6 protein-coding genes are annotated in these 17314 nt (G+C 42.3%); all 6 read right to left on the bottom strand.

The features are described 5' to 3' along the window. Nucleotides 1–24: 24 nt before the first annotated feature. A complete protein-coding gene (locus VGT41_06920) occupies nucleotides 25–2112 on the bottom strand; it encodes an ankyrin repeat domain-containing protein (GenBank protein HEV2601993.1) in 2088 nt (695 codons plus the stop codon). 46 nt (nucleotides 2113–2158) lie between these two features. After that, nucleotides 2159–5755 (bottom strand): ankyrin repeat domain-containing protein, encoded by a 3597-nt coding sequence (locus tag VGT41_06915; protein ID HEV2601992.1) that lies wholly within the window; start codon nucleotides 5753–5755, stop codon nucleotides 2159–2161. 15 nt (nucleotides 5756–5770) lie between these two features. Further along, nucleotides 5771–9274, bottom strand: coding sequence for an ankyrin repeat domain-containing protein (locus VGT41_06910; GenBank protein ID HEV2601991.1), 3504 nt, complete (start codon nucleotides 9272–9274; stop codon nucleotides 5771–5773). Nucleotides 9275–9336: 62 nt separating this feature from the next. Beyond that, entirely contained in the window at nucleotides 9337–12759 is a 3423-nt protein-coding gene (locus VGT41_06905; GenBank protein HEV2601990.1) for an ankyrin repeat domain-containing protein, read from the bottom strand. Between the two features lie 66 nt (nucleotides 12760–12825). Next, complete coding sequence (locus VGT41_06900; protein ID HEV2601989.1) at nucleotides 12826–16683, bottom strand: ankyrin repeat domain-containing protein; 3858 nt, start codon at nucleotides 16681–16683, stop codon at nucleotides 12826–12828. 163 nt (nucleotides 16684–16846) lie between these two features. Then, the gene (locus tag VGT41_06895; GenBank protein ID HEV2601988.1) at nucleotides 16847–17302 is read right to left on the bottom strand and encodes a hypothetical protein; all 456 of its coding nucleotides are present in this window, start codon (nucleotides 17300–17302) and stop codon (nucleotides 16847–16849) included. Between the last annotated feature and the right edge of the window lie 12 nt (nucleotides 17303–17314).

Genomic DNA, 17314 nt, shown 5'->3' with positions numbered 1-17314 from the left:
TCCCGTTCATGCCGCTTCCTTTCACTATCTCCCCTCCAATAGTTTTGCTTTTCCCAGTCGTTGCCTGTGCACCTCTGCCCGCTCTTTTTCGTGCTGCTCTTTTCTCTCTCTTGCCTGCTCTACCAGTCCTAGATACGCCGGCTTTTTTTGCCTCTCTCGCGCCAACCGCCCCGCTTGTTGAGCTGTCGCTTTTTTCTTATCTTCAATAGTAAGCGCAAGACTTGCCTCATCTTCCTTTATTTCTTCCTGCCCGCGCTCTTTAACCGCTCTAAAATACGCTTCTTGTCGATCAACATCGCCCTTGCCAAACGTTTTGACTGCATGGCAAAATTCCTCATTCTCTACACCCTGTGGCACATGCTCACATGCTATATACCCTGCGAGCCACTCGCTAAACATCTCATCGGTAATTTTTTTAACACTATCTTTTAAAGAAGTAAGCTTTTTTTCTGGTAAGCGGCTATACAAATTAAATTGAATACCACTTTCAGGATTAAGCCCATACAGCGCATTGATGAGCATCATAGCCTCATAGCTATCGTCAATAACAAGCGATCCTTGATTATACTGATCCAAGAAAGCAGACATTGAATGCTCTTCGTCCAACGGCACATAAAAACCACTGGAAAGCATTACTACATTATCTACAATATTTTTTGGAATAATAATCTGCTGCAATGATGATAAGCCCGCTGATGCACTTTGGTTCAGATGCAACAACCTCTTTAAATATTTTTGAGAGAAACCGTATCTATCAAAAATGGCTTTAAAAAATGGTTCCAGAATAATATTCTCTGCAGGCTGATTCTTTACGAAATAATTCCACGTACAACTTCCCCGCCGTGTCACATTACCAAACAAGGGAATATTTAATGATAATAAATCCTTACTACGCGCCCTGTAATCACTATCTTGATTTGACTTCATGTACTCGTCAATCGTCTGCTGCTGCGCACCATCTTTGAAAAAACGAGTAAAAATAAAGGAACCCTTGTCGGAAGCCTGTCGAAATAATCGATATAATTCTTTCAAAAAATATTGATATATTCTAAACGCTCCCGCCTCCGCTCTGTAAAATACGCAATTTCCTTCTTGAATTACAGCACGTTCCTTTGCAATACATTTTTGCACAAGAGCATCTTGCATAACCTCTCCATACGAAGCCACAATTTGATCTCTAAATTGATTAAAATGAAGCTCTGTTTGTGTCATTAGTTTCGCAGAATTAAAGACCTCAACCGCCTCATCACGCATAGCCTCGTGTAATGAAGAACCATGTTTTGTTTTTTGCAATGCATCAATCACTTTTTTATCACCCACCGCCCACGCATAGTCAAACGCATCCAAGCCCGCTGCATCCTTAATGTATGGATCCGCTCCTTGCTCAATGAGAAAATCAATCACTCTATAATCAGATTTCATAACGCTCTGTATTAGAAATGTTTCCCCTTGTGTATAGACCCCATTCAAATCAATGTGAAATCCTTTTTGCATCAAAAATAATATTATGGGTATATCTTGTCTTTCCACAATGTTATACGGAACAAGCTTTGCACCATGCTGTAACAAAAGCTCAATCATATCCAATTGACGCGCTTTGAGCGCAATCGTGAACGCAGTCTGCCCCTCTTTGTTGATAGCCATTATATTAGCACCCCTTTCAAGGAGCATTTCGGCTACATCAACATGATCCGCATCAACAGCCTCCATCAAAATGGTAAATCCACGCTGATTTACAACCTCAACATTTGCCTTTCTATCAAGCAACTCGCGAACCATGTCCAATTCCGCACGAACAGCTGCAATCGTCAAAGCGGTAAATCCGCGGTTATCTGTCGCTTCAATATTGGCTCCCCTATCAAGCAAAGTACGCATCGCTTCCAATTTATTAAGATCAACTGCTAGCATTAACGGTGTAAAGCCATATTGATTTCTCGCTTCAATGTTGGCGCCATTATCCAGCCAATAATTGACAGAGCCAACAAGCCCTTTGCGAACCGCTTCGAAAATATCTTTTGTGCCGCCAGGATCTTTTTGCGCAGCAACTACTGGCACTACACTGCACAAAAAAATGAGCGTTACTATTTTGATACCACTATTTATAAAATTCATCCCTACTCCTTCTGCCCAAAATACAATTTACAGTGTCGCTTCTGCTTCATCCCTCTATCGCTTGTTCCTTCTGTTGGTCTTTACGCTCAGCCACTGCAGCGCTTTCCTCCTGAGCGGCTTTTCCCCGTTCTGCAGATTTTGTTTTTGCCATGCGTACATCCATGATAACCGGCAGATGATCACTTGCTGCGCTAAAATACACATAACTACCTACAATAGGCAGATTCCATGTCTTGGCACAAAAAATAAAGTCAACTACTGTTCCGGCCCAAACGGTGTACCAAGGAGCCGTAGCATTAGCCAAAGTAAAGCAATCGTTAAATCCATTACCTTCAACATATTCAAGCGCATCTGTTGGTATTTTCTTTAATCCCAATTTTGCTCCTGCCCTTTTTAAAAACTGTTCCGTTTGCATCTGCCAAACTGACTTTCCCGCAACTTCATACTGATAATCTTTTTCTCTCACCGCATTCCAATCCCCTGCCAATAAAACATTCGGGTTATTACTATCCCGCTGTGCATGCTCCACAAGCTCTCGCACTTGCTGCATGCGCGTGACGCCCGTTGCGTCGTGCACATCCAAATGCGTATCATATACCGATAGCATATCGCCGTCGGGCAGCTGTATTATCGCATTAATGAAATTACGCACTCCCCCTACATTTTTATTTGATGCATATACCTTTTTAAACGGCTCACCCACAAATGGATATTTTGAAAAAATCATATTACCGAATGGATCATTCCCCAATAGTTGCATAGGCATAAATGCCGGGTACTTATAATCCATACTACTGAAATCACGATGAATTTTTTGCTCATCAAATAATCGAACTTCTTGTAGTAGTAGAACATCTGCGTTTATTGCTTTAATGGTTTCCAGAATCTGATTATAGCTTCCTCGCTTAAGAAGGTTGGTCCAAAAATGAACGTTATAGGTTGCAATACGAATAACATTAGAATGTTTCTTTGGAATACGCATGTTACGTACCGCATTGCGAGCACAATCTTCCATAAATAGTGACTCCTTACGAGCAGGAGTTACATCCCCCCTAGCCGCATACTCTTGCCAGATAGTTGCCGGCGAGTCTCCTTCTAACAGCGATGCTTCGCGCGCAGCCTCATACTGCACTCCCTTTCTTACTTCCGAGTCTATTTCTTCTCGTGCTACCTGCGCCGCCACATGGGCTACCACTTGCCCCATTTCCCGCACCTGACTTGCATCATCTTTTTCTTCTTCTTCATTTTTTTTCGGCTCTGCGGGAACTTCCTGTTTCTTATTCGCTTGAACTGCTTTAAATGCATTAAAAAACACTTTTTGTCTGTCCGGATCACCTTTTCCATAATTTTTTAAAATATAACGAAATGCTTGACGCTCCACACCCATCAGCTGACCTTCTCTTCCTATCTGATGGGCAAGCCATGTACCAAATATCGCATCTACCACTTTTTTAACCTGCTCCCCAAAAGCAGCAAGATCTTCCTGCGGAATGTCCGCGTACATATTAAATTCAATACCACTATTGGGATTAAGGCCATAACGCGCATTCATTAATATTCGAGCCTGAAATGCATCATCTATAGCAATCTCACCGCTTCTATACTTATCTATAATCGAAGCAATGCACGTATGACGACCTATTGTCTTATTGTTGTCTATCTTATCTACTTGTTGCTTCCAGCAGGATTCATCCACAACACTTCGCCACGGCGCAGCATACCCAACCGATGCTAACATTGCGACATCATCAACAATATTTTTAGGAATTATGATCTGCTGCAAAGATCCCTTTTCTATCGGTGTGGTTTCATTTAGCTTCAATAATGCACCTATATACTTCTGATCAAATCCATATACATCAAAAATATGCTCAAACATCTTGAACAGGTTGACACCCCTGAGCGCTTCTTTATTCTTTATAAAATAATCCCATGTACAACTACCAGGATTATTTACATTACCAAATAACGGTATATTGGCTGACAGTAGAACATTCTGCATGTCACCAACCTGATCCATCTTTTGCAGCTTTTCTACATACTCATTAATAGTACTTTCTTGCGCAGCATCTTTAAAAAAACGGGTAAAAATAAATGAATTCTTTTTACCAAATGACCGCACTACCGCATCTAATTCTTTTAAAAAATATTGATATACTCTATATTTACCCGGCTCTGCTCGATAAAAGACATAGTTACCTTGCTGATATGCAATGCGCTCCTTTTCAATACACTCTCGCACAATCGGATTATCAAGCTGCATACCATAGCGAAGCTCTATTTCTTTCTCAAATTTTTTATAATGCAGTTCGGTTGGCGTTAAGAGCGCTTGTCCCAGTATATAACCACTGAACTCCGCTTTAGCACCCTCTCGCCTGCCCATATCTTCGGGGAAAAAATCATTAAAAAGAGTAATCAGCTCACTATTTTTCTTTTTAAATAGATAATCAAATGCATCAAATCCTAATTTGTCTTTCACGCGCGGGTTTGCTCCAGATTCTAATAAAAACTTAACCCTTTTATAATTATTACTTTTAACGCTTGCTATTAATAACGGTTTTTTCCCGGGATCGTCTTGATTAATCAACCTTCCAAACCCCTGCAATTGCAAGGCTCTCATTAATGAAGCGTTGCAATCTTGGACTGCTTTATCAAAAATAATTTTCGCTTCTGCATCTTCAATGCGCGCTCCTCTTGCAAGCAACTCGCTGACTATATCAAATCGATTTTTCTCCACCGCTATTTTCAAAGCACTCTTACCATCTTTATCTTTTGCATCAACACTAGCCCCGCTCAGCAACTCTCTTACTACCTCTAAAGAACCAAATCGAACCGCATGTATTAATAATGATGCAAGATCAGCTTGATTTATAAAATCAAGAATCATGCCTTTATCGAGCAACTCTCTTACGTACGCTAAAGGACCAACTTTGACCACATGCATCAGCAACATCATAAAGCTCGCTTTGCCCATAGATTCAATGGTAATCCCTCGATCAAGAAATAGCTGCACCCCCTCCATCCATCCTTTTTCTGCAGCAATCATCAATGGAGTCTTACCCTCTTGATCTCGAGCATCAATCACCGCTTTTCTATCAAGCAACAATTGCACCATCGCCAACTCACGCGATGCGCAAGCCAGCATCAATGCAGTTTTGCCCAGATGATCCCAAGCGTTAATATCCGCCCCTCTATCAAGCAGCAACTGCACAATTGCACTATACCCCGACTCGGCAGCCATCATTAATGCAGTTCTATCTTCTTGATCATCCCGAGCTTCAACAAGCGCTCCTTTATCAAGCAACAACCCCACTACTTCTTTAAGGTTCGATGCAGTAGCCAACATCAATACGGTATAACCATGGCCCCTTGCTTCGATATTGGCTCTCCTAAAAATCAACTCTGTCGCTATCTCTGACAGGCCATTATTTACTGCTGCAATCAGTGGTGTCTCACCGTACTCTGTACTATCAATAGCAACTCCCCGATCCAACCAATACGTAACAGAATCAAGACTTCCCTCGCGAACGGCATGAAAAATATCTTGCGTTCCGCCAGGATCAGATTGCGCACCAATCAGAGGGCGCATGCCACACAAAATAACAAACATCAAAACATGGATAATTATTTTTTTTAACTTCATTTTCCTTGCCCTCCTTTACTCTTCCTGCGCCCATTTCTTTTCTTCTTCATCACCCTCTGCTGCTTTCTGAACCTGTCCCTTTTTTGCTTGCGGCGCACTATCTTGTTCTTTTGCAAATTTAGTTTTTGTAATCCGCACATCCATGATCACCGGCAGGTGGTCACTGACTGCACTAAAATAGAGATAGCATCCATCAATAGGAAGATTCCATTTTTGCGCACAGAAAATAAAATCAACCACGGTTCCCGTCCACACCGTATATTTTGGACCAGCAATACCCGCAGCGGTAAAACAATCTTTAAAGCCGGCACGCTCTATATCCTGCAATGCCTGTGTTGGTATTTCTCGTAATCTTAACCGCGTCGGAACGCGTTTTAAAAATTGCTCCGTCTGCATATCCCATACCGATTTTCCGCCGACTGTATACTCATAATCAGAACGACGCACTGCATTCCAGTCACCTGCCAGAATTACGTTATCATCCGGATTTTTTTGCACGTATTCAAGTAATTCACGTACCTGCTTCTCACGCACTGCGCCTGTTTCATCCCAGGGATCTAAATGGGTACCATACAAAGATATAACCAACCCGTTGGGCAAGCGTATTTTAGCGTTAATAAAATTACGCTTCTCTTCAGAACTATTGGCAGCGTAAACCATCGATAATGGCGGTTGAATAAATGGATATTTTGAAACAATCATAGTGCCAAATTGCACCCCGCCAATCCGACCCATTGGCTCAAATATTGGTGGATAAACATACCCTAGCGCAGCAAGGTCTTTCTTTACCTGCGCTTCATCAAATAACAATACTTCCTGCAACACAAGAATATCTGCTTGAATCTGGGCAATTACATGAAGAATGTCTTGGTATGCATCAGCTCCAATGGCATCTTTCCAAAGATGAACATTATAGGTGGCAATCCGCGCAACGCGCGCTGTTTTTTTAGCAATACGCGCATTATATACTGTATCGCGCGCACAATCTTTTACATAAAGAGGAAGCATCTCTGCTATTGCAAGCGTTTTCCCAGCTCGATATTCTTGCAAAATAGTTGCAGGAACATACGCCTTCAGCTGCGCGGCATCAGATCTTACTCCTACCCCTTTTCTTGCATCAGAGATAATTTCCTCGTGGGCAACCCGTGCTGCTACTTGGGCAACTGCATGTCCCATTTCCTGCACTGGAGTCTTATCAGCCTTATCTTTGCGCTCTTCGCCCAACACTTCCAATTTCTTCTTAAATGCTTCAAAAAACACGGCCTGCCTTGCTACATCACCCTTACCATAATGCTTAAGCATTGCACGCAGTTCCTCACTTGAAATAAGCAACGGTCGATCTGCACGCATCACCAGATCGGCCAACCATTGACCAAATATCTTATCTGCGATTGCATGTATCCGCTCTTTTAATTGCACAATTGATGCTTTTGGCAAACGGCTGTACAGGTTAAAGGTAATGCCGCTATTAGGATTTAAACCATAGGCCGCATTCATGAAAATCCGCACTTGAAACTTATCATTTATAGGAATTGCTTCAGCCCTATATTTATCGATAATCGAAGCAATGCACGTATGCCTTCCTTGCTTACCGTCTGCACTGATTGCCTGTGGAGCCCAGCAAGATGGATCTACTATATCAGGCCATGGCACACAATACCCAACATCAGCAAGCATCACAACGTTATCTACAATGTTTTTAGGTACAATAATTTGTAGCAATGATGCTGAAGCGTTAAACGCTCCCTCCTGTAATAGCCGCAACTCTTCTATATACTGTTTATCAAATCCATAATGATCAAAAAGGGATTCAAAAAGCGCCTGTAGACTAACACTCGTAATTGATGTATTTCGCAAAAAAAAATGCCATGCACAACTTGTATCATTGTATACATTCCCAAACAATGCCATACTCGCCGATAATAAAACATTTTTAGTAGAACGTATGCCTTCCTCACGCCACGGTTCTGTATCTATGTAATCATTAATAGTCATTTCACGCGCTGCATTCCCAATAAAACGAGTAAAAATAAAATCACGAGTAGTCTTACCAAACGATTTCACCAGATCATCAAGCTCCTGCAAAAGATACTGATATGCTCGATATTTTCCCGGTTCTGCATGATAAAAAACATACTTATCCTCTTCGTATGCTATGCGCTCTTTGGCAATACATTCTTGCACTATTGGATCCTCAAGCACCTTCCCATATTTCTGTGCTTGCTCTATCGCTACACTAAAATGTTTATAATGAATTTCTGTTGGAGTATTACCAGAGCCGAAGGGAAGATCTTTTGATGATATAGATAGAGCAGGCTCTAACGTCACCAATTCTTCAGGAAATTTTTCGTTAAACAATGCCAACATCTTACTATTCTTTTTCTGAGCTCGCACATAATCAAATGCGGTGAGTCCTGCGGCATTTCGCGCAAGGGGATCCGCACCATGAGCAAGTAACATTGCTACCACCGGACAATTATTAGCTATCACGTATTGCGTGAGCAACATTTCTCCATTATCCATAGTTCTATTAAGAACATCGGTAACATTAAACCCGCGCGATTCAAGAGAGCGTAGAAACCTCTCATCAGTTGCCGATACCGCACGATAAATAAAATCTGTTATTTCTTTCGCAGTAAATGACGCCCCTGCCGCCAGCAATAGCGATATAACATCGTCATACTTTCCCTCCTCGAAAGCTATCATCAAAGCTGTATCCCCAGACTTATTCCTTGCTTCTATATTCGCTTTGGCATCAAGTAAGAGCTTAACGATATCTACATAGCCAAACTGCACTGCCATAAGCAAGGGAGTATTGCCATGCTTATCTTTTATTTCTATATTCGCTTTGGCATCAAGCAATAGCTTAATGATATCTACATAGCCAAAACGCACTGCCATAAGCAAGGGACTATCACCATCACTACCTTTTACCTCTGTATCCGCTTGGCGTTCCAACAAAAAAGCTACCATTGGAACATCGTTATATCTAACTGCATGCATTAATATTGTGCGATTTTGTAGATCTTTAGTTTCAATATCGAACTTGTTATCAAGCAAGAATCGCATGAATGCCACATTGCCCATTGGAACAGATGAGAGAATATTACCACCCTGCCTAGATCGAACAGTAATATCTGCACCCCGTTCTAATAATATTTTCGCAGCATCAAGATGCCCTCCGGCTACAGCAAGCATGAGTGGCGTGCGTCCCCCATTATCAGACGATTCAATGGGCGCACCTCTATCAAGCAAAAGCTGCACAACTTTTAAACGCGTATCTTCGTCCCCCATAAAAGATGCTCCAACGGCAGATAACAATGCGCTTGCCAATGCATTACTACCCACAGGTTGCGGATTATCAACCCAATAGGCAACAGCATCTAAATTGCCCCGCGTAACTGCATCAGAAAGATTGCGTGTATTGCCTCGGTCACCAGCCTGTGCTCCAAACAAGAGCGACATACTACACAACATCATAGATATAAAAAAAGATTTAATACGTAGCATCCCCAACATCTCTTACCCCTTTATATTACTTATCAATCCTTTTGGCACCCTCCAACCTTGTCACGTATGCTTTACTCTTGCTGTGCCGATTTTTTTTCTTCTTCTTCACGCTCAGCCGCTTGCTGGACCTGTCCCTTTTCTCCTTGCGGCGCACGATCTCGTTCTTTTGCGAATTTCGTTTTTGCAATCCGCACATCCATGATCACCGGCAGGTGGTCACTGGCTGCACTAAAATAGAGATAGCATCCATCAATAGAAAGATTCCATTTTTGCGCACAGAAAATAAAATCCACCTCCGTGCCAGACCATACGGTATATTTTGGACCTGCAATACCTGCAGCGGTAAAACAATCTTTAAAATTATTACGTTCTATATCCTGCAATGCATTGGTTGGTATTTCATGCAACTCAAACCGCCCTTCCACTCGTTTTAAAAATTGCTCCGTCTGCATATCCCATACCGATTTCCCCGCAACTTCATACTCGTAATCAGAACGCCGCACTGCATTCCAGTCACCTGCAAGAACTATATTGTCATGTTCATCTTTTTGCACATGCTCAAGTAATTCACGCACCTGCAATTCACGCGTTTTACCCGTCTCATCCCGGACATCCAAATGCGTGCCATACACCGATACTATAGAATCACCGGACACGCGTATTTTGGCATTGATAAAATTGCGCTTTTCTCTTTGATTATTAGCCGCATATACTATCCGCGACGGCGGTTGAACAAATGGATATTTTGAAACAATCATAGTGCCAAATTGCACCCCGCCAATCTGATCCATTGGCGCAAATGTTGGTGGATAGACATATCCTAACCCAGCAAGGTCTTTCTTTATTTGCGCTTCATCAAACATTAACACCTCTTGCAGTACAAGAACATCTGCTTGAATCTGGGCAATCACCTCAAGAATGTCTTGGTATGCATGATTCCCAGACAGATCCTTCCAAAGATGAACATTATAGGTAGCAATCCGCACAACGCGCGCTGTTTTTTCTGGAATACGCGCATTATATATGGCATCTCGCGCACAATCTTTAAAATATAATGCTCGCATATCTTGTTTTGTAACTGTTTTACCATCTCCATATTCTTGCCAAATAGTTGCGGGACGATACTCTTTTAGTCGTGCTGCATCAGACCTTACTCCTACCCCTTTTCTTGCATCAGAGATAATTTCCTCGTGAGCAACTCGTGCTGCTACTTGGGCAACTGCGTGTCCCATTTCCTGCACTGGATTCTTATCAGCCTCGTACTTACGCTCTTCACTTTCCACGTGCAACTTCTTCTTAAATGCTTCAAAGAACGCTGTTTGTCTTGCTACATCGCCCTTACCATAATGTTTAAGCATTGCACGCAGTTCCTCGCTTGACATAATCAGTGGTCGATCTGCACTCATCACCAGATCTGCTAGCCACTGACCAAACATCTTGTCTGCAATTGCATGTATTTGCTCTTTTAAGCGTAACAAGCGCGCTTCTGGCAACGTACTGTAAAGATTAAAAGTAATCCCACTGTTAGGGTTTAAACCATAGGCCGCATTCATGAAAATCCGCATTTGAAACGTATCATCAACAGGAATCGCACCCGTCCGATATTTATCAATAATCGAAGCAATGCACGTATGCCTTCCTTGCTTAATCACTCTAGATCTATCTGCACTGATTGCTTGTGGATCCCAGCAAGATGGATCAACCATATCTGGCCATGGCACACAATAACCAACATCCGCAAGCATCACCACCTTATCTACAATATTTTTCGGCACAATGATTTGTAGCAGTGATCCAGCAGAATCAAGCGCTCCCTGTTGCAATGGCAATAACTCACTCTTGATATAGGCTTTATCAAATCCATAACGCTCAAAAATCGATTCAAACAGTGGATTTAAGTCAATCTTGGTGGCCGATGCATTCTGTGAAAAATAATACCACGGACAACTTGTTTTATTATATATATTGCCAAACAACGCCATACTAGCCGACAATAAAACATTTTTGGTAGGATCTTCATTTGCGCGCCACGGTCTTGTATCTATATATTCATTAATAGTCATTTCCTGCGCTGCATCTTTGAAAAAACGAGTAAAAATAAAATCACGCGTAGTCTTGCCAAACGATCTCACCAGATCATCAAGCTCCTGCAAAAGATACTCGTATATTCTATATTTTCCCGGTTCTCCATGGTAAAAAACATATTTATCTTGCTCATACGCAACGCGCTCTTTCGCAATGCATTCTTGCACTATAGGATTCTCAAGGACCTTTCCGTAATTTTTTTCCAGCTCTATCTGTGCACTGAAACGTCTGTAATGAACTTCAGTCGGAGTATTGCCTTTGCCCAACGGGATATCGTCGGGCGAGACCGATACAGAACCCTTCGACTCCCTCATTTGCTCAGGGAATTTCTCAATAAATAATAAAAACATCTTACTGTTTTTTTGCTGCCCCCGCACATAATCAAATACCGTAAATCCTGCTGCATCTCGCACAAACGGATTCGCACCATGATTAAGTAAAAGTGCCACTACAGAATAATTATTACGGATAACATATTGCATCAACAAAGTTTCCCCGTTTTGCGTAGGCTTATTAATAAGGTCTGCAACGGGAAACTTTCGCAATTCCAAAGATTGCAGCATCTTTTCATGTCCTTTTGATACTGCAAAATCAACAAAATCGGCTATTTGCTGCGGCGTACAAGACGCCCCATATTCAAGCAACAACGATACCATATCAGCATCAGCATTCCGTTTCTCAAAAGCAATCGTTAATGCACGATTTCCACGCTTATCTTCCGCCTCAATGTCCGCGTTTGCTTGAAGCAATAACCTAACAACATCTAAAAAACGATAGCTCACTGCCAAAAGCAACAAGGTTTCGCCACTATATCCATTTCTTACTTCTGTCTTGGCCCCGCGCTCAAGCAAGAGGGCTACCATTGGCACGTCATCACCCGATACCGCCCATTGTAATATTGTCCCACCCCATTTATCTTGAGCTTCAATAGCCAATTTGTTATCGAGCAACAATTGCATAAGTGCCACATTGCCCCTTGGAACAAATTCAAAGATACTGGTACCCTGACTGGAGCGAGCCTTCATACTTGCACCCCGCTCTAGTAACAGCTTCGCGATGTCAATATGTCCTCCGTTTATAGCAAGCATGAGCGGCGTGCGCCCCAATTCATCAACTTCTTCAATCGGTGCGCCTTCATTAAGTAAACGCTTCACAACCTCTAAACGCGTTTCTTCATTTGGCACAACAGCTGCTTTAATGGTAGCCAGCAATGCACGTGTCAATGTGTTACGACTCACCGATTGCCTCGTCCCAAGCCAATGAGCAATAGCACCTACGTTTTCCCGTGCAATAGCATCAGGAAAATCGACTGTATTGCCTCGGCCGCTGATGTACGCCGCAAACAGCGGTGACGCACCACATAACACTGTCATCATTATAAAAAACTTGATACGTATCGATCCCAACATCCCTTACCCCTTTATAGTATTTATAAATCCTTTTGGCACCTCAACATCGTCATTATGCTCATGTCATTAAAATCCCATAAGTGCTGCATTCCATTCAATATCTTGCTCAATAGCACGTTGCGTTTCTTGTTGCTCTCTCCCCCCTTCCTGTGGCCATTTCTTTTCTTCGTGCTCGCCCTCAGTTGCTTCTTGCATTTGTCTCTTTTTTTCTCGATGAACTAATTCTTCGCTGCGCGCAACCTGCTCTGCTTTTTGCCGCGCAAGGCGTTCTAATTCCTTTGCAAATTTCGTTTTTACAATGCGCACATCCATGATAACCGGTAGGTGATCACTCGCGGCAGTAAAATATATGTAGCACCCATCAATAGGAAGATTCCACTTTTGTGCACAGAAAATAAAATCAACGATCGTTCCCGTCCACACGGTATATTTTGGACCAGCAATACCCGCAGCGGTAAAACAATCTTTAAAGCCGGCGCGCTCTATATTCTGCAAAGCCTGCGTCGGCACTTCTTGTAATCTTAACCGCGCCGGAACGCGCTTTAAAAATTGCTCCGTCTGCATATCCCATACCGATTTTCCCGCAACTTCATACTCGTAATCAGAACGCCGCACTGCATTGCAGTCACCTGCAAGAACTATATTTTCGTGCGGATCTTTTTGCACGTGCTCAAGTAATTCACGCACCTGTTTTTCACGCACTGCGCCTGTTTCATCCCACACATCTAAGTGCGTGCCATACAGTGATATAATAGAACCATTTGGTAATTGTATGTGTGCATTAATAAAGTTGCGCTGATCATCTCGAGCATTAGCCGCATATGTTGTTCGAAACGGCGGCTTAACAAACGGATATTTTGAAACAATCATATTGCCAAATTGCACCCCACCAATCCGATCCATTGGTGCAAATGTTGGTGGATAGACATACCCTAACGCAGCAAGGTCTTTCTTTATTTGCGCTTCATCAAACATTAATACCTCTTGCAGTACAAGAATATCTGCTTGAATCTGGGCAATTACATTAAGAATATCTTGGTATGCATCAACTCCAATGGCATCTTTCCAAAGATGAACATTATATGTGGCGATACGGGCAACACGCGATGTTTTTTTAGCAATACGTGCATTATAAAAGGCATCCCTTACACAATCGTTACTATATAATACTGCCATGCCCTCCTTCGCAAGCTCGTGACCCTGTGCATATTCTTGCCAAATACTCGCTGGCACATATTCTTTTAATGATGCTGCGGTCGCCGTTTTTTCTATTTCTTTCACGTGCGCCTCTCGCGCCCCTGATCGAATATCTTCCCGTGCTATGCGCGCCGCCACCTGCGCAACCGCTTGTCCCTTTTCTTGTTCTGATATATCAGCTTCATATTTACGATCCTCACCCGATTGCTCTTTACGCTTCCTGAAGGCATCAAAAAAAGCGTTTTGCCTATCGACATTACCATTACCATAATTTTTTAGCACCGCTCGTAACTCTTCACCCGTCATAGTAAGCGGCCGATCATCGCGCATCACTTGATCGGCAAACCACTCGCCGAACATCTTATCGGTAATTGCACGCACCTGCGCTTTCAGTTTTTCAATGCGCGTATCTGATTTAGGCAAACGTGTATATACATTAAAGGTAATGCCACTGGCAGGATTTAAACCATAGGCTGCATTCATAAAAATCCGCGCCTGATATGCATCATCTATTGGAATTTGTTTTATTCTATAGTTATCTATAATCGATCCTATACGCGTGTGGCGCCCTCGGGTGCCATTTCCGTATCGATCTGCACTAAGAGCCTCTGGATCCCAGCACGATGGATCAACGACGGTAGGCCATGGCACGCAATAACCAACCGCCGCTAACATTGCCACATCATCGACAATTTTTTTCGGAATAATAATTTGCTGCAGCGACGCCATACGCTCAAGCCCTCCCTCTTGCAATGGCATAAGCTCTTGATCAATGTAGCGTGTATCAAAGCCATAAAGATTAAATACTCGCTTAAAAAGTGTATCCAATTCTATCCACGTTTCCGCTTCATGATTATTTTTAAAATATTCCCACGTGCAGCTACCCGGAGTTCCAACATTGCCAAATAATGGTATGTTGGTTGATAAAAGAACATTTTTAGTTGGATCTATTTTGTGCGCCGCCCATGGCTTTGTATCTATATACTCATTGATCGTTTGCTCTAGCGCCGCATCTTTAAAAAAACGAGTGAAAACAAATGAATCTTTATTTTTACCAAATGATCTCAATAAATCATCAAACTCTTGTATCACATACTGATATATTCTATATTTTCCTGGCTCTGCACGATAAAAAACATAGTTATCTTGCGCATACGCAATGCGTTCTTTTGCAATACATTCCTGCACCACGAAATCCTCTAAAACATTTTCATATTTTTTTTCTATGATTTCACGAAACTGTGCATAATGAATCTCTGTTGGTGTTACTCCCCCTTCGATCGATACAAACTGTGCACGACTTCCGTCAGCTTGTTCTCTGTGGACCATCTCTTGGGGAAATTGTTCTTTAAAAAACTTAAAAATTTCTGTTTTTCTGTTTTGCGCTTGCACATAATCAAAAGCATCAAATCCTGTAGCATCTTGTGCATACGGATTAGCGCCCTGTTTTATTAAAAATACAACACGGTTGCTGTCATTCTTCATGATAGATTGTGTTAACAATAACTCGCCCCGAGCATCCGGGGTATTGATAACATCTTTAAAACCCCTCATCTGCAGCGCATGCAACAAATTCTCATTGGAATAAAACAAAGCCAAATCAAGTATATCTCGAACGTCCTTTTCGGTGATAAAAGCTCCTCGTTCAAGAAGCATGGGAATTATATTTTGAGATTTTCCTAAAATAGCAAGCTGTAGAGCAGTCAAACCTTTTGCATCTTGCGCTTGAATATCCACACCAACTTCTAATAACTGTTTCGCTATTGCCGGACTATCACCTCGAATTGCTGAAATCAGCAAGCTGTCTCCGTCCGCGGTTTTGACCTTCGGGTTTGCTCCGCGTGCTAATAACAATGCAGTCGACTCCTGCCTGCCCCACATTACCGCACTCGCAAGCGCAGTCTCGCCTTGTTTATTAAAAGCTTCGATATTTGCCTTTTTATCAAGAAGTAACTGCAGACTTTTAAGGATCCCCTGCTTAGCTGCCAAGAGTAGTGGAGTATTACCTTCCATATCTTGCGCTTCAATATTTGCGCCCCGCTGTAGCAGTAATTCTGCGATATCCGTATTACCCCATAGCACAGCCTCCATCAGCGGTGTCTTGCCTCCTTGATTACTCGCCTCAATGTCAGCATGCCGATCCAAGAAAAACTTTACTGCATCAAAACGATTATTTTTAATCGCCTGTGATAATGGAGTGTCACCTGATTCATAACGTTCATCGATCTTGGCGCCGTGATCTAAGAGCAGTTGCAGTAAGGGCAAAATACTTTCTTTATGACTCTTTATAAGGAGAATTTTCAGAGGAGTAAAGCCCCTCTTACTCACCACATCGAGACGTGCATTCCGAGCAAGAAGTTCTTTAACTACTTTAATTCTATTGTACTCGACTGCTAACAATAATGGCGTCAACCCAGCACGATCAGTCGCTTGAATATTTGCACCCCGGTCCAGCAATAATTGCACTATCGCTAAACCAGCATCATCAACAGACTCAACCGCTTTCATGAGTGGCGTACGTCCCAATGCGTTCGCCGATTCAATATCTACTCCCCGATCCAACCAATATTTTACCGATTCAATACGTCCTTTTTCAATCGCATCAAAAATGTTTTTTGTTTTACCCTGCACCATCTTTTGAATACGTTGCATTGCAAAGAGCGGCATAAAGCCGCTCAATAAAAAAGCACATAATAATGAATTAATAAAACTATTTTTTGATAGCATCCCCTACACCCCTTCTTTCTTATCCGCCGTACTATGAATGGAGGCGAATCTCCTACCCCTTTGCCATCATACATAAGAGCCATCCTTCAAAACAATAATCGCAATGAAAAAGGCCCAATGAGAACATCATTGAGCCTTATCTTGTATCAATTTCATGATTGCGTTATCGCGCTTGCAACCGTCCTTGCGTATCTTCAGTTACCTGTACAGACGATCCATAATCACGTTGGGGCAATGTACCATTATCACCTTCAATTGCCACCCGACGACCACGAATAACAATTCGTTCACCCGGCGCAACATTACGAGATTCCTGATTTGATTCTACATACAACGTTTGCTTAGTATCATTCTTCACGGTAGTTTCTTTTGTTGTTGTAGATTTTTCAACAACGACGGTACGAGAAGGTGCATAATCATCATAATAATATGGGCGACCGTAATAACCACCCCAATATCCATAAGGACGTCGATATCCAAGACCAACTCCCCATCGACGACCACCCCATCCATAGCCGCCTCCCCAACGACCTCGCCATGCATTAAGTGACGGGGTGATACACCCTACACCAATGATAGCAAGCAGGAAAAACAGTTTTGTTTTTATTTTATTCAACATAACCTCTCCTTA

It is taken from the genome of Candidatus Babeliales bacterium (assembly GCA_035944115.1).
GTDB lineage: Bacteria > Babelota > Babeliae > Babelales > Vermiphilaceae > DASZBJ01.
This window is presented reverse-complemented; position numbering and strand designations above follow the sequence as displayed.

Excerpts from the sequence above, each read along its gene's own strand:
- VGT41_06920 (HEV2601993.1), bottom strand. The coding sequence starts at position 2,112 with ATGAATTTTATAAATAGTGGTATCAAAATAGTAACGCTCATTTTTTTG.
- VGT41_06915 (HEV2601992.1), bottom strand. The coding sequence starts at position 5,755 with ATGAAGTTAAAAAAAATAATTATCCATGTTTTGATGTTTGTTATTTTG.
- VGT41_06910 (HEV2601991.1), bottom strand. The coding sequence starts at position 9,274 with ATGTTGGGGATGCTACGTATTAAATCTTTTTTTATATCTATGATGTTG.
- VGT41_06905 (HEV2601990.1), bottom strand. The coding sequence starts at position 12,759 with ATGTTGGGATCGATACGTATCAAGTTTTTTATAATGATGACAGTGTTA.
- VGT41_06900 (HEV2601989.1), bottom strand. The coding sequence starts at position 16,683 with ATGCTATCAAAAAATAGTTTTATTAATTCATTATTATGTGCTTTTTTA.
- VGT41_06895 (HEV2601988.1), bottom strand. The coding sequence starts at position 17,302 with ATGTTGAATAAAATAAAAACAAAACTGTTTTTCCTGCTTGCTATCATT.